19 protein-coding genes are annotated in these 24,066 nt (G+C 50.1%); 14 read left to right on the top strand and 5 right to left on the bottom strand.

All coding sequences use genetic code 11. From position 1 onward, the window contains the following. The 7 genes from ABD07_RS11770 to ABD07_RS11800 form a co-directional block, all read left to right on the top strand. Nucleotides 1–957, top strand: a 957-nt coding sequence (locus ABD07_RS11770; protein WP_205010690.1) for a contractile injection system tape measure protein, incomplete at its 5' end; no start/stop codon positions are given. Nucleotides 958–991: 34 nt separating this feature from the next. After that, complete coding sequence (locus tag ABD07_RS11775) at nt 992–2,335, top strand: ATP-binding protein (protein ID WP_160818433.1); 1,344 nt, start codon at nt 992–994, stop codon at nt 2,333–2,335. 7 nt (nt 2,336–2,342) lie between these two features. After that, nucleotides 2,343–4,952, top strand: a complete 2,610-nt coding sequence (locus ABD07_RS11780; protein WP_160818434.1) for a hypothetical protein — start codon at nt 2,343–2,345, stop codon at nt 4,950–4,952. A 45-nt stretch (nt 4,953–4,997) separates the two neighbouring features. Continuing rightward, complete coding sequence (locus tag ABD07_RS11785) at nt 4,998–5,639, top strand: class I SAM-dependent methyltransferase (RefSeq protein ID WP_160818435.1); 642 nt, start codon at nt 4,998–5,000, stop codon at nt 5,637–5,639. Nucleotides 5,640–5,675: 36 nt separating this feature from the next. Next, complete coding sequence (locus ABD07_RS11790) at nt 5,676–7,985, top strand: hypothetical protein (protein ID WP_160818436.1); 2,310 nt, start codon at nt 5,676–5,678, stop codon at nt 7,983–7,985. An 83-nt stretch (nt 7,986–8,068) separates the two neighbouring features. Continuing rightward, nucleotides 8,069–9,448, top strand: coding sequence for an eCIS core domain-containing protein (locus ABD07_RS11795; protein ID WP_205010691.1), 1,380 nt, complete (start codon nt 8,069–8,071; stop codon nt 9,446–9,448). A 99-nt stretch (nt 9,449–9,547) separates the two neighbouring features. Continuing rightward, nucleotides 9,548–10,255 carry an eCIS core domain-containing protein gene (locus ABD07_RS11800; RefSeq protein WP_205010692.1) on the top strand — a complete coding sequence of 236 codons (708 nt, stop codon included), beginning with the start codon at nt 9,548–9,550 and terminating at the stop codon, nt 10,253–10,255. A gap of 75 nt (nt 10,256–10,330) precedes the next feature. On the opposite strand, the gene ABD07_RS11805 is transcribed toward ABD07_RS11800, so the two are convergent. Next, on the bottom strand, nt 10,331–11,227 hold the full coding sequence (locus ABD07_RS11805; protein ID WP_160818437.1) for a DUF6279 family lipoprotein: 897 nt from the start codon (nt 11,225–11,227) through the stop codon (nt 10,331–10,333). Nucleotides 11,228–11,364: 137 nt separating this feature from the next. Between ABD07_RS11805 and ABD07_RS11810 the strand changes: the two genes are divergently transcribed. After that, entirely contained in the window at nt 11,365–12,003 is a 639-nt protein-coding gene (locus ABD07_RS11810) for a DsbA family protein (protein WP_160818438.1), read from the top strand. A 125-nt stretch (nt 12,004–12,128) separates the two neighbouring features. Then, nucleotides 12,129–13,472: a type II toxin-antitoxin system HipA family toxin YjjJ gene (yjjJ, locus tag ABD07_RS11815; RefSeq protein ID WP_160818439.1), complete on the top strand. Its 1,344-nt coding sequence runs from the start codon at nt 12,129–12,131 to the stop codon at nt 13,470–13,472. A 19-nt stretch (nt 13,473–13,491) separates the two neighbouring features. On the opposite strand, the gene ABD07_RS11820 is transcribed toward yjjJ, so the two are convergent. The 3 genes from ABD07_RS11820 to dapE all read right to left on the bottom strand — a co-directional run bounded on the left by ABD07_RS11820 (nt 13,492) and on the right by dapE (nt 16,390). Continuing rightward, nucleotides 13,492–13,917: a hypothetical protein gene (locus tag ABD07_RS11820; RefSeq protein ID WP_160818440.1), complete on the bottom strand. Its 426-nt coding sequence runs from the start codon at nt 13,915–13,917 to the stop codon at nt 13,492–13,494. Nucleotides 13,918–13,997: 80 nt separating this feature from the next. After that, nucleotides 13,998–15,020 carry a phospholipase D-like domain-containing protein gene (locus ABD07_RS11825; protein ID WP_160818441.1) on the bottom strand — a complete coding sequence of 341 codons (1,023 nt, stop codon included), beginning with the start codon at nt 15,018–15,020 and terminating at the stop codon, nt 13,998–14,000. 167 nt (nt 15,021–15,187) lie between these two features. After that, nucleotides 15,188–16,390 carry a succinyl-diaminopimelate desuccinylase gene (gene dapE, locus ABD07_RS11830; RefSeq protein ID WP_160818442.1) on the bottom strand — a complete coding sequence of 401 codons (1,203 nt, stop codon included), beginning with the start codon at nt 16,388–16,390 and terminating at the stop codon, nt 15,188–15,190. Nucleotides 16,391–16,631: 241 nt separating this feature from the next. Here dapE and ABD07_RS11835 point away from each other — a divergent pair, with 241 nt between their 5' ends. From ABD07_RS11835 to ABD07_RS11850, 4 genes are all read left to right on the top strand, one after another. Continuing rightward, nucleotides 16,632–19,121, top strand: a complete 2,490-nt coding sequence (locus tag ABD07_RS11835; protein WP_160818443.1) for an acyl-CoA dehydrogenase — start codon at nt 16,632–16,634, stop codon at nt 19,119–19,121. 76 nt (nt 19,122–19,197) lie between these two features. Next, nucleotides 19,198–21,009: an AMP-dependent synthetase/ligase gene (locus ABD07_RS11840; protein WP_240142538.1), complete on the top strand. Its 1,812-nt coding sequence runs from the start codon at nt 19,198–19,200 to the stop codon at nt 21,007–21,009. A 48-nt stretch (nt 21,010–21,057) separates the two neighbouring features. Next, on the top strand, nt 21,058–21,417 hold the full coding sequence (locus tag ABD07_RS11845; protein ID WP_108698088.1) for a YajD family HNH nuclease: 360 nt from the start codon (nt 21,058–21,060) through the stop codon (nt 21,415–21,417). A gap of 117 nt (nt 21,418–21,534) precedes the next feature. Beyond that, nucleotides 21,535–21,960: a helix-hairpin-helix domain-containing protein gene (locus ABD07_RS11850; RefSeq protein ID WP_160818445.1), complete on the top strand. Its 426-nt coding sequence runs from the start codon at nt 21,535–21,537 to the stop codon at nt 21,958–21,960. On the opposite strand, the gene sixA is transcribed toward ABD07_RS11850, so the two are convergent. Then, nucleotides 21,955–22,485 carry a phosphohistidine phosphatase SixA gene (gene sixA / locus ABD07_RS11855; protein ID WP_240142539.1) on the bottom strand — a complete coding sequence of 177 codons (531 nt, stop codon included), beginning with the start codon at nt 22,483–22,485 and terminating at the stop codon, nt 21,955–21,957. The two genes, ABD07_RS11850 and sixA, sit on opposite strands and share 6 nt — an antisense overlap. Before the next feature lie 40 nt (nt 22,486–22,525). Between sixA and ppx the strand changes: the two genes are divergently transcribed. Continuing rightward, a complete protein-coding gene (gene ppx / locus ABD07_RS11860; protein ID WP_160818446.1) occupies nt 22,526–24,010 on the top strand; it encodes an exopolyphosphatase in 1,485 nt (494 codons plus the stop codon). Nucleotides 24,011–24,066: the final 56 nt, after the last annotated feature.

A 24,066-nucleotide genomic window follows, 5' to 3' on the forward strand; every position in this document is an offset into this window, starting at 1 on the left:
GCTTACCTGCTGGCACCGCAAGTAGCGGTGCTGAATGAACATCTGCTGGCGCAGACAGATAAGTTATGCCGGGTAACCGGACTAGCCGGACAAAGCAACCGGCAGCAATGGCAACAGCGCTTATGGGCTGCCAGTCTACGGTATTTGTTGACCCTGAACACCGCCGAGATTACCCCGACGGCTTACTTGCGGGCACTCGCACGCAATGTATCGGACGAGACTGATGCGCAGATCACGCTACGGGCTTGGCATGAAGCGCTGGCGGGAATTAAAACTGCCGCTGCGATTCGTTTATTGTTACAGGCAGTGATCGAGACCCCGGTTGAATCGCTGCACAGCGAGAAGGAAAATCCACTGGTGAAAACCGGAACTAATCCTTCGTTGCCGCTTGAGCAAGCAGCGGCCATCGATTGGGATGCCTTGCTGAATAGAGCTGAGTCGACCGGTGTCACCGAGGAGATTTATATCGAAAATGCCGGACAGGTGCTGGCGGCACCGTATTTGTCACGGCTTTTCAGCGTGCTGAAACTGGTCGAGGAAGGCGCTTTTGTCGATCGCCAAGCAGCGGAGCGTGCGGTGCACTTGCTGCAGTTTATGGTCAATGAGCAAACGCAATCGCCGGAATTCCAGCTGACACTGAACAAAATTCTTTGCGGGGTATCGACCGGCATTCCGATCTGCCGCGAAATCACTATTAGCGTGCAGGAACAGGAAACGATCGAAGGGTTGATCCGCGGCATGATTCAGAACTGGACAACCATCGGTAATACCTCCATCAGCGGTTTGCGCGAGACATTCCTGCGGCGTAAAGGGAAGTTGCAATTAAAAGAGGATGGCATGTGGTATTTGACGGTCGAACCTGGCGTGTTTGATATGCTGCTGGATAGCTTACCGTGGAGTTTTTCCGTCATCAAGCATAGCTGGATGGAACGGGCGGTGCATGTCACCTGGCGCTAATCGGATCAATTTTATAGGGGAAGCATAGTCAGCGATGGAAAGTAGTGTAAACGCAGCTGCGCTGGAAAAGGAAATAGCCTGGTTCAAGGCGGTGCTGACGGCACGCTGTGACATTTATTTCTGCCGGGAAGGTGCTATTGAAGATATTCATCAGTTACCACCACCGGATGTGACCGTGGAGCAGTCCGAATATGCGCAGCTGGTGCGGGAATATGCCATGGGATTCGATGAGCGCCTGGTGATTATTCTGGCGCTGCTGCCGCATATTCAGCCGCATGTGCTGGACACTTTTTTATTGAGCAACCAAGAGACCGCGCGAGGGTTTACCGAATTTGGCGGATGGAAAGGCAAAGGACACAGCGGATTTTTACCTACTTGCGAGACGGCTGTTTTCATTCTGGCGGGAGACGATCTGGCAAAACGTTTTGACGTGATGCGCTTGTTTCAGCCTGATCATTATTTATCCAAACAGCAAATTATCAAGGTGGAACATATCGCCAGCGGCGAGCCCTTTTTGAGCGCCATGCTGATGATGTCGGTGGAGTATTTGAACCGGTTGACGCTGGGGCGTCACGACAAACCCGATTACGGTATTCATTTCCCGGCCAAGCTGATTAGCACCTCGTTGACGTGGGATGATCTGGTGCTCGATCCGGAAGTGATGGATGAAATCGACAATATCAACACCTGGCTGCGGCATTCGCACACCATTTTGCAGCAATGGAATCTAGGCAGGAATATCAAGCCGGGTTACCGCGCGTTATTTTATGGTCCGCCCGGCACGGGAAAAACGTTGACGGCGACTTTGATCGGATCGAGCATCGGCGTCGATGTGTACCGCATCGATCTGTCGATGGTGGTATCCAAATATATCGGCGAGACCGAAAAGAATCTGGCGAATGTGTTCGATCAAGCGGTAAACAAGAATTGGATTCTTTTTTTCGATGAGGCGGATGCGTTATTCGGTAAACGAACGCAAACCAGCAGCTCGAATGACCGCTACGCGAACCAGGAAGTATCGTATTTATTGCAGCGCGTCGAGGATTATCCCGGTGTGGTGATTCTGGCGACCAACTTGAAAACCAACATCGACGAGGCGTTTGCCCGGCGTTTCCAGACCTCGGTGCATTTCGCGATGCCGGATGCCGACCAGCGATTAAGATTGTGGCAAGGTATGTTTGCCATCAGCCGCTTACTGGCGGCGGATGCCGATTTGGCAAAACTGGCGGAGAGCTATGAGCTTTCGGGCGGCGCTATTACCAACGCGGTGCGCTATGCCGCCATTCAGGCGATACGGATGAAACGCGATGTGATTATTCAGGATGATCTGATCAAAGGCGTGATAAAAGAATTGCTAAAAGAAGGCCGAACACTGTGAGTATGCGATGAAAAAATATTTCCTTTGCTGGATGGTATGCGTTTTTTTAAGCTGCTGCGTTTCCGCTGCGCTGGCAGTGGATGCGCAGTACGATCGCCTGCTCGATCAAGAAAAATTCAAACGGCTGGATAAACCCACCGTCACTCGCATACAGCGCAATCTGGCGTTGATTTATCAAGGTGACCGGGACTGGAGCAAAGATGTTGCGCTGAGCCAGCGTCCGCTGACAGACGGATTGATGGGGCCGGTGACGCTGTACTGGCTGCAACGGTTTATTCACGATTTCAAGATAGAGCCTATTGGTCACTATGTGAATGAAACCAAAAACCGCCTGGAGCGTTTCGCGTCTTTCACGAATATGTTCCCGGAGGAAGCGAAAGTACTGATCAGCGCGGATTTTGCGTTGTGGAATGACGATCAGCCGGAAGCGCAGAAGAATAGTTATTACAAGGTGCGGCGCAGCGGAACCGATCAAGCACTGCTCGATCTCGTGTACCTCTATCTACAGGTGTTTGATCCGCAGCCGGAAACGATAACGGTGAGCAAAAATCAGCCGATGATCAATTTCTATCAGCTGGCAGCGGAAGATTTCAAAATACTGCAAGGTAAAGGCCAGATCTATGCGCAATTGTCCAAACTGGTGAATAAGAAATTCGATAACGTAGCGGCTTTGCAAGCGGCCATCGCGGAGGCGCTTAAGGATTATCCCGATCTGGTGGATAAATTGACGCCGGTGATCCAGCAATATTACCGTTATGCCGATGCCGTCATCAGCCAGAGCTTCCTCGATGTGCTGATGGGCGATGCGTTGTTTACTTCACTCAACGACGTTCTCATTGCGTTGTTGGATAAATCGATAAAAGGTGTCGTCTATCCCGATAAACATCTGTTTGAGCGGGCGGCAAAGTCGAAAATTTATGCAGGCATCGGTGCCTGCCAGGATATCAATAAGCAGAACGCTTATATTGCCGGTTTAAAAATCAGCGATGACAATTTTAAAAAATTGACCGAGGACTTGCTGACCGGTCCCTATCAGGGAATGCGCGATTTTTCTCAGCAATTGAAGGAGATTGATTTATTGCGCTTGCATCCGAAAGAGGATTGCGAAGACCACGACTTGGCATTGATTGATGAATTTGTCGCCGGTTTGTATGCGCAAGTGGTTCAGCCTGCCATCGCACCGTTGTACAAGAAAAGCCCGGTTTATCGCGCGGCATCGCCCGTTCAATGGGATGGCAGCGGCTGCGGTTGTGTGCTGGATGATTTATCCGGCACGGTGTACGGTTTTTATCCGTTCTGGCTGGCTGGGGAGAAACAAACGGTCAATTTCAGCGTGTTGTCCAGAGTCGCTTATTACGGGCTTTCTTTCGATGAAGACGGTGTTATCAAGCACGCGAATAATGTGCATAACGAAAGCACGATATTATCGCCGGGTGATGCGGGCCGGGATGCGCAAACTGCATTTATCCAGACTGCCCGCAAACACAACAGCAAAGTCGATTGGGTCATCCGCAATGATAAATCCTACTGGGAGCGCTGGAAGAAGCTGACCAATCCGTCCAAAGCATCGGTTTTTGAAACGTTGACGGAAAACATTGTGAATCTGCTCACCAGTCAATTAACCGATCGTTTCACCACAATACGGCAGAATATAACCTTCGGCATGATTCCGCCGCCCGCGCTGGGCGATGGCGTTACGCTGTATTTCGATGGTTTCCCGGATGATCGCGAGTCGGTTGAATTGTTCAACCGCTTCTTTACCGAGTTGCAGAAAAGATTGTTTATGCAGGGAGGCGACTATTTTGTCAATATCCTGGTGCCGCAATCCGCACTCGGCGGCGGTATTTACCGTTATGCCAACTTATTTGCCTGGGTTGATAATACCAAGCCTTCCAGCAGCGCGGATACATCGTTTGCAACCGATGCGCGGACTGACGTGAGAACCAAGATTCTGATTCTCATTGAGGAACCGACCACGGACTCCAAGAAGAAATTGAGATTGGATATCGAAAATGGCGAATTGCATGGCATCGAACGCGGCATATTGCTGAGACATATCGTGCCGGTCATCGAATTCGACGGCAGGGATTGGAAGCAACTGGAAGACGATATTGTGTACTTTAAAAATAACTTCGGCGGAATCGGGTTCTGGCCTTTATGGGCCAACGAGCCGGAGGTGGTCGAGGAAATGCCGTTCCGTTGCGATGAGATTAATTTTGTCAGCGGTTGCTTGGTGCGATATTTTCAGAATACCACCTGGCATGGCGAACCGGAGTCGATGCTGGAAAAAATGGTCTGCGAAAATCGCGTGTACTTCCGGTTGGCATGGGTTGCGCTGACTTTCCTGTGTTTGTTATTCACCATCCTGTATCTGTATTCATGCCGTATCCATAAGAAAATCAGTAACTTTTATGTGATTTACCTGCTGATTATTCTATTACCCACAGTGATTGTCGCATTGCTGTTGTTAACCTACGATCCTGTGCTGGAGCCCGTTTCCGCGGGCAATTTACCGCTGATCCTGGTGGTTTCCGGCGGTATCGCAGTCAGTATCATTGCTTATCAGCGGCGGAAAAAACAAATGCGCAAGCCATCCCGGCCTCGAATCAGCGACTAGACCGGATACTGATTTCGTGCGTAAAAAATTGGAGTTCTAAAGGAAATGACTACAATGGATCTGATTGAAAAAGCGACAGTCATGCATTACCACCGTCATCGTATTGCCGAATTCCAACACGGCTCGGTTGAATCACTGGGATGGCGCGGGGAGCATAGTCAGCAAGTCCGCTACCAAGTGCTCGCTAAAGTGGGTAACTTGAGCGGTAAGACGATACTCGATGCCGGGTGCGGGTATGGCGATTTGAAAGCATTCCTGGACCGGCATTTTTCCGGTTTCGATTATATCGGCATCGATCAAATGCCGGAATTTATCGCCGAAGCCCGGAAGCGCTACGAAGGCATCGAACGGACAGTTTTTTATCAAACCGACTTCAGCACCGCCGAGTTACCGCAGGTCGATTACGTCATCGCCAGCGGCGTATTGGGATACCGCTGTAAAGATGATAGTTTTTATACCGGCATGATCGGCAAACTGTATAACAGCGCCCGGATCGCGCTGGCTTTTAATATGCTGGATAAAAGCCGTTTCCCGCAGCATGATTTACTGGTGGGGCATGATCGCGATGAAATTCTGTCGCTTTGCCGGGTGCTGTCGCCGCGCGTAAAATGTTTCAATGATTATTTGGAAGATGATTTTACGGTGATGATGTATCGGGATGGGAATGATGATCAGTTGCTTGCATAAAGGTTGGAGAATAAATCCAGTAAAACGGAGGATTGCGTGAAACAAACTTTGCCAGCTGAACCGGAACAACAAGTAAGTCAAGCGCGAGCTGCTGATGGCAAGTGCTGTGCAAATCGCACACAAAGTATTGTGGATAACCGCCAGAGCACGATTGCACAACGGCAGTTGATAGAAAATATGCATTCCAGTCCGAAAGCCATTGCGCAGCGCCGGATGGCGCAATTATTCGAAAATAATGCCCGAAGGAGTGAGCAAAGGTTTGTGCCGCCTTTATTCGAGCCTAGTGTCAGTGCTAGTACTTATCGTAGTGGGGCATTGCTACAAAAGGCTGGTGTGAAGGGGGAAAAAGCCGGGCAACTCAAAAATGTTGTGCGAAACAATGCAACTACTCCAATTCAGCGAAAAATATTTTTTATGGATAGTGCTACCGAGCTATTGAAACCTAAAGATAAAGGAGAGGGCAAGAAGCAAGCTGATATATTTAAGCTGCTTTGGAATAACGAATTTACCCAGAATGAACTAACTTATCATAAAGAACGCTTTGTACTTGAAGCTGAGTTTAAAAAAGCGATCATGGATGCTCTTAGTGGCGAGAATGACTCATTGCTGGTTAAAGATGAGACGAGTGAAAACCCCAGCTTATTGAATATGGAAGCCTTTGTTCTTTCGGCCATTCGGAACTTAGGACCTAACCCTGCAAATTTCAAAGTTAAGCCACCGGCACCAGGCTCTATCGGAGTGCGCGGACTTAATTCAAAATTTGCCTTTAAATATGTTCCTGAGAATAAGGACGAAAAGAAACCAGGTTATGTCGCTAATATTGCATCCTATTATGCAGAAGGCGGCGTTAAAAAAATCGCTAAAAAGTATTTTGATGAAGCGATTTCCGGTAGCGATGACAGTAAAGCCAATAAACTAGCTGTCACTATTGGTTTGAATTCATTCAGTCCGATTATTCAGGAGGATTACAATGCGCGAAGAAACGCTGTGGAAAATGCTGTTGATGGTTTAGAGATACCGTCCTATCCGATCAACTTTAGAGGCTTTGGTTTTTTGTGGGAACCTAACTGGCATTTTAAGGAAGAAAAGGTAGATATCCAGAAATTACGGAATGTGCTCACTTATGGCAGTGACGCCGGCAATCGCAAAGAAAAATTTAAAGAAGTGCAAAAGACTTTATCCGAGAATTATCCTTACGGTGTATTTCGTGAAACCGTGATGGGAAGTACTCACACGCAAGATTTGGTCGATCGTTTAAAGCCATACAATAACCCGGTCTATATTCACTCAGGCGACGGCGATGCAGTTGGTTTGAAAGTGACTAATGATAGGGATACCGGTGTTTCCGATAAAGGTGTGTTGGATAAATTCACCGAACATCTGGAAAACAAAGGAACCGGGGCGCAAATAGTGATCGGTGGTTACAATCTTTACAACCTGAATCAAACATTGCTGCTTACCGAGATTGTGAAAGCAGATAACCGCTTTGATAATTATCTGAATGGCGAAAAAATCAATAAACAGAAACCTTCTGCCAAACTTGAAGATTATAAGGAAGAACATCAAGTTTTCTTGAAACAAAAAATTGCGCAAATTGAGCACAACTCGCAAGTTGGTAATCGCTATGATCGCATTATTCGTGATGCCATCAGCGATGTTTACCCGAAAATGCTCTACCCGACAGAACCGAACATGCTGATAAAGGCCTATGATACGAAAGACGGTACTGATTTCTTCAGCATCAGTTTATTTGAGAATAAGAAGTTAAAGAATCAAGGTGGTTTGTGGGGTGTGGGAGCATCAGAAGGACGTATCTTCAAGGAAAATCTTGAGAAGGAATACGAAGAAACCGGGGGTGACGGCAAAGGTTTTGTCGATTGGGCGCAAGGCGCATCATTACCAACGGATCCGCGTGGCTTTAGCCGTCATTTATTAGTATCCGGCTATGAAAAATTTCCAGGTCAGAAGGCGGATTGGCCTCCATTTGCGGAATACGAGAAGAGTAAGGAGAACACCGATATTCCACTGCTGGATGCCACAGTACAACAAGCACAGTCTTATACCAGCGCTTACCGGCTTTCCGAATTGTATGCGCAGGCCAGCGTGCCATCAGGACTGTCAAAAGAAAGCTATCGGAAAAAACTGGGTGAGATAAAAGAAAAAGCCAGGATTGCTTTTAATACAGTAGAGACCGTAGTGAAAAAAATGATGGATGGCAGTGCAAACTTGCAATTCTTACAGGAAGAAGCAAATAGAAGTACAGGTTCTGAAAAGCACGATGAGATCGCAAAACGTATTCGCCAGGAATTGCTTGCCAAGTTTAAATTCTATAACGATATCAAATGACTCATAAAGTTGAGGCCAATGTAAGTTTTGATATGTATTGAAAAGTAACGCTGAATTGTTTGATGAATATACAAGGGGGTATTATGAAGCAATCGCTGTCGAGGGATACAGGGCAACAAGCACGCTATGCTTCTGATTCGATAAACAAGGTTTCATTTGCCAATCAGACCTTTGCAGACAATCGTGAATCGATAGCGGCACAACGGCAATTGATCACCGCCATGACTAATTCACCCCAAGCCATCGCGCAGCGGAAAATCAGTCAACAAATGCACAGCAGCTCGCGCATGCTGGCGCAACGCAAGTTGTTATCCGGTGAATCCGTACAGCGCATCGAGGAGGACGAGTCGCTGCAAAAGAAATCCGAACCGATCCAACGGGTCGAAGAGGAAGAGTTGCAGAAAAAAGCGGCCACGGATGCTCCCATGCAATTGAAAGAACAATCCCCCGGTAAACCAAATAACACCGGCCTGCCGGATCACCTTAAGTCCGGTATCGAGTCGTTGTCCGGCATGTCGATGGATTCCGTCCGGGTGCATTACAACTCATCGCAACCGGCGCAACTCAACGCGCTTGCCTATGCGCAGGGCACCGATATTCATGTGGCGCCAGGGCAGGAGCAACATTTGCCGCATGAAGCCTGGCATGTGGTGCAGCAGGCGCAAGGCCGGGTGCAACCGACGATGCAGATGAAGGAAGGTATTCCAATTAATGATGACCGTGGGTTAGAGCACGAAGCGGATGTGATGGGCGCGAAGGCGAGTAGAATGCCGCTTACTGTTTCGCAGACCGCCAGGATTGATTCGACAAACAACTCTATACCCTTGCTCCAGTTAAAACCAAATGATATTGACGCGACATATCCGATAAATATTGGTCTTGATGGAAAATCAACAAATCCTAAAGGAACAAGAAAGAATACAAGCCATGCATCGGCGATCAATAAATTAGTCGAAAAATCTACTATCTCCCCCGCTGTAGAATTAATTGGGGGACATTTGCATAAAAGAGAGTATGGGGGCGAAGATAACGATCAAAATGTTGTGCCTTGGAGTGCAACTTGTGAAAGTTCTTATTCGACTGATTTTGAGCAAAAGTATGAGGCTAAATTTGATGCACACAAGGGCTCCGCTCTGACTTTTATCGCTAAAGCTAAATTTGCCAATAAAGATTTGGGGCTTACTGGGTCAGCAGAGTGGGAGAATGAACAAGACAAAGAGATTCCTTCTCGGAAAAAGATTCTGTTAGAAAAAAAACTTGATCCGATTAGGGAAGTATTAGAAAGAATTCCGACTGAAGTAGAGACTAGTTGTGCAGATGTCGATTTCAAGAAGAGCGGAACGGATATTGCGCCAGTGTACGCACTTCCTAAAGAGGCTAAGGATGTTTTGCTTGAGACTGTTGATAAGTCCTATGGATTTGTGCATAGAGACAAAGCTGATACGCACAAACACAAACGATAAAAATTAAATTGTGCAGTGTTCATTTTGTGGCTGGGGCAAGAACTATATCAGCCACATGAAATTGATGTGATTGATACTAAAATATAGAGGAGAGGTAATATGAAACGATCATTACCGGTTGAACCAGAGCGGCAACAAGCGCGCAATCCTGCTGCCGTGGCAGCTACTTCAGCTGTTCATCAAGCTTTTCTGGATAATCGCGAATCAACAGCTGCCCAAAGACAGATGATCACCGCCATGACCCATTCCCCGCAAGCCATAGCCCAGCGGAAAGTCAGTCAACTGATGAATAACAGTCCGCAACTGCTGGCGCAACGCAAAATTCTTTCCGGTGAATCCGTGCAACGTGTCGAAGAGGACGAATCGCTGCAAAAGAAATCCGAACCGATCCAGCGAGTTGAAGAGGAAGAGTTACAGAAAAAGGCAGCCACGGATTCTCCCGCGCAATTGAAAGAGCAGTCTTCTGCGCAAACGAACGGCACCGCGAACAACACCGGCCTGCCGGATAACCTTAAATCCGGTATCGAATCGTTGTCCGGACTGTCGATGGATTCAGTCCGGGTGCATTACAACTCATCGCAACCGGCGCAACTCAACGCGCTTGCCTATGCGCAAGGCACCGACATCCATGTCGCACCGGGGCAGGAGCAGCATTTGCCGCATGAAGCTTGGCATGTGGTGCAGCAGGCGCAAGGCCGCGTGCAGCCGACGATGCAGATGAAGGAAGGTATTCCAATCAATGATGACCGTGGATTAGAGCACGAAGCAGATGTGATGGGTGCGAAAGCATTGGGAAATGCCGTGTAACTTTAATAGAAGTTAACCGGCGGGATGGGTATTGAATCCGGCCGGATCCTGGATTTATTCAGTGTGCCCAACTCGCTACTCCAACGCAGTCTGCATGCGGTTATCTATCATCAATGCACGAAAATCCGTCTCCCAGCCTTTGAGTTTATCGTGCGCATGCTGGCGTTGTACTGGCGTGGTGCTGTTGTGCATGCGTGCGATAAAGCCGCAGGTGTGTTCGGCTAATTTCAATTGGTAAGCCCGGTAGTCCGGGTCGTCGGATCGGTGCGTGTGCTCAATCAGTTTCCGTAATGAAGCCGTGGCTTGTTCAGGTACGGCGGATTCGGCGGCGAGCTGGCGCAGGGTTCGCAGGGTTTCTTGTTGCCGCCGCTGGCGTTCGGTTAGCCATGCCTCCGGGTTGAAAGGGGAAGCTTCAAGGCTGGCGATGATGAAGCGCCGTTGGGCTTTATCGATATCGCCGTAAAGATTCTCGATGCGTTTGACAGTCCGCTTAATGGATGCGCGCAGCCGGTCCTCGGGATCGGGTTGCAGGAAATCCTCGCGCAGCTCTTGGTTACTCTTGGCGTAGCGTTTTTCGAGATGACGCCATTGCGTTTCATTCAAGCGCAAGGCCACCGGTGTGCCGAGGTGCACGGCGTGATCGAAAGCGGGCGCGATGATATTTTGCAGCTCGTCGGACCAACTACAGACTTGCGTGGGGGTCAACTCGCCGTCGATCCGGCTGCGTATCGCGGCCAACCAATCCGCGTATTCCGGCAGCTGGGTGGCGCGGTGCCAGCCAAACCATTGATGAATGGCGTGTTTGGCGTGCGGTGCTTGTTCCCGGCTGAAATCGACATACCCGTCGAGCCACCACCAAGCCAGTTGCGGCCCGTTATCATAACTCAGACGCAGCATGCTGCAACCGCTGAACAGCAACAGTGCAGCGATCAGCGCGATTCTTGTGAGTGATTTTCGTAGAGCGTGCGGCATAATGACGGGTATCAATTCAAACGTGAGCAAAAGGGAATTTTACAGCAATCGCGGATGTTTTTTCTTAAGTGACGATTGCTAGGATTTCCGTGCTTTTGACGATAACATGGCAGAACTTTTTACTTTAAACGCTTGCAATGAGTGCTCCGCAAATTTTTTACATTCATGATCCCATGTGCAGCTGGTGTTACGCCTTCAGCCAAAGCTGGGCCGCGTTGCAACAGGATCTGCCGCGCGATATGGAGATTGTTTATCTCGTTGGCGGCCTGGCGCCGGATACCACCGAGCCGATGCCGCTCGCAACGCAGAAAATGGTGCAACAAGCCTGGCAACGCATCGAGCAAACCGTTCCCGGCATTTACTTCAACTGGGACTTCTGGTCGCGTAATACGCCGATCCGCTCAACTTATCCGGCTTGCCGGGCCGTTCTGGCAGCCAAAAAGCAGCGCGCCGAAGCTGAACCGGAAATGATACGCGCCATTCAGACCGCTTATTATCAACAAGCCAAGAATCCCTCGCTGCCGGAAACCTTGCAAGCTTGCGCTCAAAAGATTGGATTGAACGCGGAAACCTTTAGCGACGATTTGAAAAGCGCAACGATAGAAGCTGAACTACAGCGTCAGATGCAACGAGCAAGAGGCATGGACGGCTATTCCTACCCATCTTTACGGCTGGTCATTAACAATGCTATTTTCCCGATTGCAATCGATTATTTGGATCATCGCACCATGCTGAATGAGATAAGAGCAATCGAATCTGTAGCGCCTCACACCTGATCATGCGTTTCATTGATTGACTGAGGGCGGTTTATATCGTCCAAAGCCGTACTATTTTTCTCGAATGACTTCCAGATCGCTTATACTATCTATTCACAAATATATTCATATATTAATTCAAATGTATGTCACTGCACGCTGAGACGATTCGGACGCGACTATTTGGCGGGCCGCTATCTGCACGCCAACTATCTGAAATTATTGGTGTCAGTCAACCAACGCTCTCCCGCGCTCTGACCGAACTTGGCGATGAAATCGTTCGGATTGGCGCTGCCCGATCTATTCAGTACACGCTACGCGATGCCACACGCGGATTGCCGGATTTCCCGGTCTACCGGGTCGATGCAGAAGGCCGGATACGTCAACTGGGAATGTTGATTCCAGTGCGCCCGGCAGGGTTCGTTATGTGCGAAGAGAACGGAACCGCTCTCCATAGCCACGGTTTGCCATGGTGGTTGTTTGACATGCGTCCCCAAGGGTATCTCGGCCGGGCATACGCTGCTTGTTACGGCGCTGAACTGGGGCTTCCGGAACGGCTCACGGATTGGGCCGATACCCACGCCTTGCGGGCGCTGCTTGCGCATGGTCATGATGTGGTAGGGAATCTACTGCTGGGCGATATTGCGCGGGATCGTTTTCTCGCCGCTTCCGTTCCCGATCCAATCGAGGAGAGGCAAAAGGCCGAAGCATATACTCGGTTGGCAATAGAAGCTGCTCGCGGTGAAAAACCTGGATCGTCAGCCGGAGGCGAGCAACCAAAGTTCACCACCTTCGCCATAACGCCCGATGGGCCTCGGCACGTCATCGTGAAGTTCAGCGAGATGGAGGAAAGTCCAGTGAGTGAACGCTGGCGCGATCTTTTGTTAGCCGAACATCTCGCGCTGGATACGCTACGCGAGGCTGGTATCCCCGCTGCCAAGACGCGGATAGTGGACATCGGCAGCGAGCGTTTCCTTGAGGCGGAACGTTTTGACCGTATCGGCAACTTGGGCCGGCGTGCATTATTCTCCCTGGAAGCACTGGATGCCGAATTCGTCGGCGCAGGAACAGGTGGTTGGCCCATCATCGCCCGCCGCCTGGCGGTTGACGGTCAGATTCGTCGAGAAGCGGCGGATCGCGTAGATCTTTTGTGGGCTTTTGGCACCCTGATCGGTAATGCCGACATGCACAGCGGCAATCTGTCATTCGTCTCCGGACAGGGTCTCCCTTATGATATTGCACCGGCTTACGACATGTCGCCGATGGCCTTTGCGCCCCGCAGTGGCGGCGGGCTGCAGGATACCCTATCCAGAGCAAGCATTTGCGCGAGCGTGACCAATGAAACCTGGCGATATGCCGGACAACTGGCTTGCGTGTTTCTTGCTCAGATGAAGGCGAGCGCAGGATTCAGCCACCGGTTCGGATCGTGTATCGCCGCACTTGAGGACCACATCAGGACGGCCAGTGCTAAGATTGATCGGCTAGGATGAATTTGGCTAGGGTTCAGATCTAATTGATTGATGTCATTATCTTTGCTCCAGTCGCAATTATTGTTAATCGTAGAGCTTCGTTCATCTCATTGCGTATAACTGCACCGACAACTATTGTAGTATCTTCTGGTACAGTGTTATTAAGGAGATTTAAAGCCTCATAAACCTCCCGCATTCTTAATGACTGATTTGCAGCAATGCTAATTAAAATACCTTGAACATTAGATAGGAGGTTATTTTTCTTAAGGAAATTAGCAACTGCTTGTTGAGTTGCTGCGGTTGCCCTATCTATGCCAACTGCTTGCGTTGAATATACTGTCGCATTCCCAAGACTCAGAATAATTTCAACGTCTTTGTCATCGACGCCGATTAAATCAGAGTCCAAGACTTCTTTTATTCCTGAAATTAATGCGGCTGACATTCCATCTCTAAAAATAGAATCCATAATCCTTTTCACTCACACAAAAAGCGATATTACAAGATTGGTAAATCCTTTTTACTTTTCTGAACCCCAATTCGTTAGGGTTATCGCGCTTGTGACGAGTGGTTGGTCACAATACGTAGCGCATTTGCGTAGGAGATGTATTTTCCTTCCTCATCACCTATTGCATATGGGCTACCCCATATGGTTTCAATATGTGGTTTTAATGCTTTTGCGAAAGCGGCCATTTCTGTGGTATTGCAGGGTAAGCCCAAAATCTGTGACTCCTTCTTGCAAATGCATAGATGACCTTTGCTGCCATCTTTGTATTTGAACTTCATTTCATGGGTTCTTGTGTAAACACCATGGCAACTAACACCTCCTCGTTTGCCGTAGAAGATATCTATGAGTTGAGCACTCTCTGGCAGCTCCGGCCAACCTTCATAGAATGGTATTGTGCTCGACTTTTGTGATGTTGATTTTTCTGTGAGATTTTGCACGTAATTCTTATAGGCTAAGCGCGCTTCATCTGAGGCTTCCTCCCTATAAATTACGATATATATATCCCTATCCTCCATCTCTTTTGGGTTAAAGCTTGCAAGGGTAAATGATTTGCGTGCTCCTCTTGTTCGGGTTGTATTGGTTGGGCGCAATCCTCTTCTTTGCTTCCATTTTTGTCGACTCGCTTCAATATCTTCATCTGAAATTGAAGAAGAGGCATCCCACATACGCGAGTACCATTCACTAATTTTTTTTAATTGCTCTGGGTCACTTACACGATAACCAGCTTCCTCCCAACCGTGAAGCTCGGATCCTTCTAAACTTAGTCCGTTGGTTGATAGATTCGCGGATCCGATAATTGCTGAATCTTCTCCAATCAGAACCTTTGCATGCAGGTTATCGAGTTGTCTCACATGAGTGTTTGGTATATTTCTGATATGCTCAATGACCTCTGGATTTGTTCCGCCTGATGTTAAGTTACATATCACTTTCACTTCATGATTAAAGTATTCAGACAGCAGAGCTTCTGCTCCCTTTCCCCAAAAGGCCACTGCGAGATATTTTTCACCTTTTTTAGAAAGTAACTCTCGAACAGCTTTCTCATATTTGTTTGTATCAATGAACACTGTGCCTTCGCTATTAAGATTGAAACAATATATGACACCAAAAATGATGCATACTTTAGAAAGGAGAGTTGCATGACATAATTAAGTTTTTTTAACTCACTATCTGTCACTCTATAGAATTAGAAACTCCCAATATTAGAGTATGCAGTCACTATTTGGGTTTTCTCTCACCCAAAAGAAAAATACTTCTTCAATTTATCCCAAAAACCATCGGTATCTGTGGCGGCTGCCACAGTTTTATCGACCAGCAAATTTTCCATGATCAACTGGTAAATCCGGGATAGTTTCTCGAGATCGTCCACGGCGACGTGTTCATTCAATTTGTGGATGGTGGCGTTACGCGGGCCGAATTCGATGACTTGCGTGCAGATGTCGGCGATAAAACGGCCATCCGACGTGCCGCCGGAGGTGGAGAGTTGCGGTTCGATGCCGGTGACTTCGACGATAGCGGCATGCATAGCGTCGGCCAGTTCCGCCTTGGGTGTGAGAAACGGTTTGCCCGACAGTTCCCATTGCAAGTCATAGTCCAGACCATGTTTGCTAAGAATTTCATACACGCGATTTTGCAGCGATTCGACCGTGCTGGCGGTCGAGAAACGAAAATTGAATAATAAATTCAACGTGCCGGGGATGACGTTGGTCGCGCCGGTGCCGCCGTGAATGTTGGAGATGTGCCAGGTGGTCGGCGGGAAATATTCGTTGCCTTGATCCCATCCGGTTTGCGCCAATTCCGCAATCGCTGGAGCGGCCAGATGAATCGGGTTTTTCGCCAGATGCGGGTAAGCGATATGGCCTTGTATGCCTTTGATCGTCAGATTGCCGGACAGAGAACCGCGTCGGCCGTTTTTGATGGTATCGCCCAGTGTATCGGTACAGGTCGGTTCGCCGACGATGCAGTAATCCAGCAATTCGCCGCGCGCTTTGAGCGCTTCAACCACTTTGACCGTGCCGTCGACCGCAATGCCTTCCTCGTCGGAGGTGATCAACAGGGCGATCGACCCTTGATGGTTGGCATGTTGTGCGGCAAAAGCTTCGATGGCGGTGATAAAAGCGGCCAGCGACGATTTCATGTCGGCAGCACCGCGTCCGTATAACTTGCCATCGCGGATGGTTGGGGTGAATGGATCGCTGTCCCATTGTTCCAGCGGGCCGGTTGGCACGACATCGGTATGCCCGGCAAAACACAGTACCGGCGCAGTAGTGCCACGGCGCGCCCAGAGATTATCGACTTCGCCGAAGGGCATTCTTTCGATGTGGAAACCGAGTTTTTCCAGCCGCTCGATCAGAATTTCCTGGCAGCCGTCGTCGGCAGGTGTCAGTGAACGGCGGGCTATCAGTGTTTGCGCAAGCGTCAGTGTGTCATTGGACATTATTTTTTCCTGAATTTAACAAGTTAAAGATTGGCGGCGGCCCGGGTGTATGAAAACCACAACAAACGCGTCATAATACTTCGGCGTTACAGTAGGGATTTGAGCGATTATCATGTAAATTGGGGACTGTAAGCTTTTTAAGAAGATGCTGGATTTTACACGTCTGATTCAGGTCTTGTACAACGTTGAATCATCATGTACTTAGCTTGAACGGGCTTAACTCACTACGAGGAAGATCACCATGCTCCTGTTTCTCTTCTATGTCATCTTGTTTATCGTTGCTGTCGTCGGCGTGATTTTGGCTGTTCCATTCATTCGGCGCAATTTGGTTTCCAATCCGGTACTGAAGATTTTCCGCAAGATGCTGCCGCAGATATCGCAAACCGAGCAGGAGGCGCTGGATGCCGGTACGGTCTGGTGGGAAGGTGATTTGTTCAGCGGCAAACCGGACTGGAAAAAACTGCTGGCGTATCCCAAACCGCAATTGACCCCGGACGAGCAAGCGTTTCTCAATGGCCCGGTGGAGCAGTTATGCGCCATGCTGGACGAATGGAAAATCACGCATGAATTGAAGGATCTGCCGCCGGAAGTGTGGCAATTCATCAAGGACAATGGTTTCTTCGGCTTGATCATTCCCAAGCAATACGGCGGCTATGGCTTTTCCGCGCTGGCGCATTCCGAAGTGGTGATGAAAATCGGTTCTCGCAGCGGCACAGCCGCAGTGACGGTGATGGTGCCGAATTCTCTGGGACCGGCTGAACTGCTGCTGCATTACGGTACCGAGCAGCAGAAAGAATATTATTTGCCGCGCTTGGCCAAGGGGCTGGAAGTGCCTTGTTTTGCGCTGACTTCACCGGAAGCGGGTTCCGATGCCGGGGCGATGCCGGATTTCGGTATCGTTTGCCGCGGCGAGTACGACGGTAAATCCGATGTGCTGGGCATGCGGGTAACCTGGGAGAAACGCTATATCACGCTGGGGCCGGTTGCGACCATCTTGGGTTTGGCGTTCAAGCTGTACGATCCGGATCGCTTGCTGGGCAAGGATGAAGATCTCGGTATTACGCTGGCGCTTATTCCCACCAACACGCCGGGTGTCAACATCGGGCGGCGGCATTATCCGCTCAACGGCGCATTCCAGAACGGCCCGAACTGGGGCAAGGAAGTGTTCATTCCGATGGAATGGATTATCGGCGGGCAAGAGGGCGTCGGGCAGGGGTGGCGCATGTTGATGAATTGCTTGTCGGTCGGACGCGCCATTTCGTTACCGGCCACCAGCGTGGGGGCGGCCAAATTGGCGGCTCGAACCGCCGGTGCGTATGGCCGGGTGCGCACGCAATTCAAAACGCCGATCGGTTATTTTGAAGGTATCGAGGAAGCATTGGCGCGCATCGGCGGCAATACCTACATGATGGACGCCGCGCGCGTGCTGACGGCCACTGCGGTCGATCTGGGTGAGAAACCGTCGGTGGCGTCGGCCATCGTCAAATATCATCTGACCGAAAGGGGACGCCAGGCGGTCAACGACGCGATGGATATTCACGGCGGCAAGGGGATTTGCATCGGGCCGAGAAACTATCTGGGACGCACCTATCAGCAGATTCCCGTCAGTATCACAGTGGAAGGCGCGAACATTCTGACGCGCAGCATGATTATTTTCGGTCAGGGCGCGATCCGTTGCCATCCCTACCTGCTGAAAGAGGTCAATGCAACGCACGATAACAATCCGGATCGGGCATTGCGCGCGTTTGACGAAGCCTTGATCGGGCACGCGCAATTTACCCTGCGGAACACGGCAAACGCTTTGGTTTATGCGCTATTCGGCGACTATATCAAAGACAACGCGCCGGAAAACAGCACCTCGGAAACCGCCGTTTATTACCGCAAGCTGGCGCGTTTCTCCGCCAGTTTCGCTTGTATCGCCGATATCGGATTGATGCGCCTTGGTGGTTCGTTGAAGCGCAGAGAAAGATTATCCGCCAGACTGGGCGATATCCTGAGTATGCTGTATTTATGCTCGGCCACGCTGAAGCGGTTTGAGGACGATGGCCGTCCCAGTTCCGATTTGCCGTTGCTGCATTGGGCTATGCAGGATGCATTGTATCGATTGGAGCAAGCGTTCGATGAATTTCTGACCAATTTCCCGGGACATATTGCCTTGATCTGGGTGCTGAAAGCCTTGGTCTTCCCGCTCGGAAAACGCTGCAAACCACCCACTGATACACTGGCGCATGAAGTCGCCAGATTGATGATGGAACCAGGCGCGGTGCGCGATCGATTGACCTCCGGCATTTTTGTTCCTACAGCTGATGGTGAACCGATGGCGGATTTGGAGCAAGCTTTGCAATGCGTCATTCAATGCAGCGCCATCGAGGCCAAACTGCGTGAAGCCGTCAAGCAACATAAAATTACCGATCATGGTGACGGACAAATTGCTCAAGCGTTGCAATTGAACATCATTACCGCGGAAGAAGCGGGTCTTCTGAACAAGTTGAGAGATTTGCGCGGCCGGGTGGTTAAGGTGGACGATTTTCCGCGTGATTTCGGTCACGAAACAAGTAAAGACACGGGAATTGCCGGAACAATCGATCATGTGGCGAGCGCCGCCGGTGCCGGCGCTGCTGGTTTTGTTGCAGTGGTGAGTGCTGCGGCCGCTGCGGCTGCCGAAGTAATGGAAAGTATTTCTTTAGACGAAGGCGGTGGCGAAGTAGAACAGGAACAGGACAGGGAATGACGTGTACTGAAAATATAGGGACACTGACAGAAATCCCGGTATAAAAAGGAACGCTATGCAAATCGAGCAAGACGGAATGACAAACATTATTCCGGTAGAAGAAGCGAAAACACTGGATGGTCTTTTCAAGGCGCGCGTGCAGCGTACGCCGCAGAAAGTGGCCTACCGCTATTTCAACGCCGTCAGCGAGGAATGGGCGAACTACACCTGGGAACAGATGAATCAATGGGTGGCGCGCTGGCAAGCCGCGTTGATGAAAGAATCGCTTGCGGCCGGTGACCGGGTCGCGGTGATGATGAAAAATTGCCCGGAATGGGTGATGTTCGAGCAGGCGGCGCTCGGCCTCGGGCTGGTGGTGATTCCCTTGTACACCGATGACCGGGTTGAAAATGCGGCTTACGTCATCAACGATGCCAACGTTAAATTATTGTTGCTGGATAACTCGCATCAATGGCAGCAATTTTTGACCATCCACAATGAACTAGAGGGATTGCAGCGGGTGCTCATCCTCCGGCCCTTTGAGCCGGATAGTATCGATGCCTGCGATAATGTCCGCGTCGTCGCGGCGATGGATTGGCTGTCATCGGTGCATGCCGCTGAGGTGCAGCATATCCCCAGTGATCCGCATGCCCTGGCCACGATCATTTACACTTCCGGCACCTCCGGCCGCCCCAAGGGTGTGATGCTCAGTCATCACAATATCTTGAGTAATGTGGCCAGTTGCTTGCAGGTCATTCCGGTGCAACCGGACGATTTGTTACTGTCATTTTTACCGTTGTCGCATACTTTTGAACGGACATCGGGGTATTACGTGCCGATGATGGCTGGCGCCACGATTGCGTACGCACGTTCGATTCCGCAGTTGCAGGAAGATCTGCTGACGATCCGCCCGACGTTGTTGATTTCGGTGCCGCGTATCTATGAACGGGTTTATGCGGGCATACGGGCAAAACTGGCCGAGGGATCGGGTTTTGCGCGCTGGCTGTTCAATTTTGCGGTGGAAACCGGGTACAGCCAGTTTGAGTGCCAGCAAAGAAGGGGATTCCGGCGCTTGTCGCATGTGTTGTGGCCAATTTTTAAGGCGCTGGTGGCCGATAAGGTGCTGGATAAGCTGGGCGGGCGTCTGCGGATGGCGATGAGCGGCGGCGCGGCCTTACCGGCTGAAGTTTCGCGCATCTTTATCGGTCTTGGATTGCCGGTGTTGCAAGGCTACGGGATGACGGAAAGCAGCCCGGTCGTGTGTGCTAACCGGGTTGAGGATAATATGCCGGCCAGTGTCGGCTTGCCGATTCCCGGCGTGGAAGTCAAACTGGGGGAAAACAATGCCTTGCTGGTGCGCGGGCCGAATGTGATGCTGGGATACTGGAACAACCCGGAAGCGACCAAAGCGGTGATTTCGCCCGATGGCTGGTTGAATACCGGCGATATCGCATCGATCGATGCGCAAGGCCATGTCACGATCACCGGGCGGTTGAAAGAGATCATCGTTTTGTCGACCGGTGAGAAAGTACCGCCGGGTGATATGGAAGCGGCGATTCTGCGTGATCCGCTGTTTGATCAGGTGATGCTGATCGGCGAAGCACGGTCTTATTTAAGTGTTCTGGCGGTACTGAATCCGGCCCGGTGGCAGGATCTTATCGCGCATTACGGCCTGGATGACCGCTTGGATAGCGAGCAGCAGAAACATCAGCTGGAGAAAATTTTACTGGAAAAAATAACGCACCAAACCAGTGAGTTTCCAGGCTACGCCAAGATACGCCGCGTTGCCGTCATTCAAGAACCTTGGACTATTGAAAACGGGCTGTTAACACCCACGCTCAAATTAAAGCGCACGAAGGTGCTGGAAAAATATAAGGCTGAAGTCGACAAACTATATATCGGGCATTAAGCGAGGATATTGCCCCATTGAATCTTTTCGAGAGAAGGAAACAAGCCGATGGCAAAAGATACGAGTAAGCTGGATAAGGTGGTTCTGGAAGCACGCCGGAATGCCGAAAAACGCGCGCAAGGATACCGTGAACAGGCGCTTAAATTATTTCCATGGGTATGCGGGCGTTGCGCACGCACGTTCGATCATAAGAATTTACAGTTATTGGAAGTGCATCACAAAAACAGCAATCACGACGATAATCCGCCCGATGGCAGTAACTGGGAGCTTCTCTGCACCTACTGCCACGAAAACGAGCATTCCAAGCTTAAGGATGCCATGGGCCGGACGGATAGCGGACAAACTGGAAACACGGCGACGTTCAATCCTTTTGCCAATCTGAAAGATATGCTGAAGAACAAGCCCTAATCCGGATTACGCTGGTTGGATTGAATTCAGATCAATGATGGAATTCCGGGCTGATGTGCGTTGTATTAAACGGGCAGGAGGTTATAATGATTTTTTCTAGCGCAGAGGAGTCAGGTCATGGTGAAGTTAACGGATATCAAAGGAATCGGTCCGGCTACAATCAAAGTGTTGCAAGAACGCAAAATAAAAACGGTTGAGGCGCTGGCTTCGATGAGTTTGGAAGAGCTGCGGAAAATACCGGGTTTCAAAGGCGAGTTGCGGGCGCGTGCGGTCAAACAAGCTGCGGCGGATAGTCTGCGAGACAAGCCAATCAAACCAACAAAACCGGCCGTTACGGTGGATAGCAGCCCGCAGACTGTGATCAAGAAGACAATAACCGATCAGACAGTAAGTCCGCTCAAAGCGGATAAAGAAAAAGACGAAGATAAAGACAAGAAAAAAGCCCGGAAAGACGACAAGAAAGCGGATAAAGACAAAGACAAGAAAAAGAAGAATAAAGATAAGAAGAAAAACGCCAAGAAAAAAGACAAAAAGAAATCATAGCTCCTTGGGTCTGATCAGGCGCTGCAGGCGTGCTTGATGCGCTTTTGCCGAAATGGGCGCGGTACCGTAATCCAGCACAGCGGTTGCAGCGGTGGTCAGTAATTTACCGGAATCGTTAACAGGTGGCGGTTCATTGCACAGGTGGCAAAGTAATTGATCCAGGCTGGGATTATGGCCGACGATCAGCAAGGTGTGAGCGCCTGCGCCGTATTGATCGACCAGCGTAATCAGGTCATTGAGCGATGCTTCATAGATTCTGTCTTCCCATAGCACATGCTGTTGAGCAAAATCCAACTGCGCCGCGGCCAACAGGCAGGTTTGCTTTGCCCGCCGCGCGGGTGAACAGAGCATCCGGTCGATGCGGTACTGTTTCTGTTTTAACCATTGCCCCATTTGTTTTGCAGCTTTCTTGCCGCGCGCGGTCAGAGGGCGGTCGAAGTCGGATCTGCTCGCATCGCTCCAATCCGATTTGGCGTGCCGCATGATGATCAGCTGATTTTTTTGCATCGCTTGAATAGAAAACATATTCACCAATCAACATACTATCACCCTTATGGCGCCGAACATGGATGAATCCTACGCAGCAGTGGATCTAGGTTCAAACAGCTTTCATATGATTGTGGCGAATTGGGCGGATGGCCGCTTGCAGATCATCGACCGCATGAAAGAAATGGTGCGATTGGCTTCCGGCCTGAATGATAAGCAGGAACTGTCGAGCGAATCGATGCAGCAGGCGCTGGAATGCCTGCAACGGTTCGGTCAGCGCATCCGGGAAATTCCACATGTGAATGTGCGCGCCGTCGGTACCAATACGCTGCGGCAAGCCCGGAATGGCGGCGATTTCATGCTGCATGCGCATCATGCATTGGGTCATCCAATCGAGATTATTGCCGGCCGTGAAGAAGCGCGGCTGATTTATTCCGGTGTGGCGCATACGTTGTACGATGAAGTCAATAAGCGGCTGGTGATCGATATCGGCGGCGGCAGCACGGAGCTGATCATCGGCCGGGGGTATGACACATATCAGACGGAAAGCTTGTACATGGGTTGCGTCAATATGGAGCAGCGGTTTTTTGACGACGGTAAGATAAAAGCCAAAAAAATGCGCAAGGCCATCTTGTTCGCAATGCAGGAATTGGAATCGCTGGAAACGGCGTATAAGAAAACGGGCTGGGATTATGCCCTGGGTTCTTCCGGCACCATCATTGCCATTCGCGATGTGGTGCAAGTGCAAGGCTGGTGCGATTCGGGCATCACAGCCCTTGCGCTGACGCAATTGATGGACGAGCTGATCACGATCGGTGACAGTGCGCTCATCAATTTTCCTGGTTTGTCGGAACGCAGAAAGCCGGTTTTTGCCAGCGGTGTGGCGATATTGTACGGGGTGTTTGAAGCGCTCAACCTGAAGAAGATCGATGTATCCGAGGGCGCGTTACGTGAAGGTCTGCTGTATGACCTGATCGGCCGGGTGCACGATGAGGATGTCAGGGATAAGACGGTCATGGCGGTGGCGCAACGCTACAATGCCGATTTGGAACAAGCCGTCCGGGTAAAAGAAACGGCTGAAAATTTTTTCCGGCAAGTGAAAGCAGCCTGGGAATTGGATGAAAAAACCGACCTGAAATTACTGCTGTGGGGCGCTTACATTCATGAAATCGGCTTATCGGTTGCGCATAACCAATATCACCGGCATGGCGCTTATCTGACGGCCAATTCGGACTTGGCCGGTTTTTCGCGTCAGGAACAAATGAAACTGGCGATGCTGGTGCGTAGCCATCGGCGCAAGTTTCCGGTGGAGGAATTTGAATCAATCGCTGTTTCCATGCGCACGTCCATTATCAAATTATGTATCTTGCTCAGACTGGCCGTGGTGATGCACAGAAGCCGCTCGAACATCAACCTGCCGGAAATACTGGTGTACGTGAATAAGAACCGCGTGAGCTTGGATTTTCCACCCGGTTGGCTCGATAAGCACCCCTTAACGCTGGTTGATCTCATTACCGAGCAGGGTTTTTTGCAGATCGCGGATATCAAACTGTCTTTTCATTAGATAGTTGCAGCGGCTTGCTTGAGATTACATGCAGAATTCATTGCAAGCTATTGAAC

Origin of the sequence: Nitrosomonas oligotropha, assembly GCF_009833085.1 — a bacterium.
Taxonomy (GTDB): Bacteria; Pseudomonadota; Gammaproteobacteria; order Burkholderiales; family Nitrosomonadaceae; genus Nitrosomonas; species Nitrosomonas oligotropha.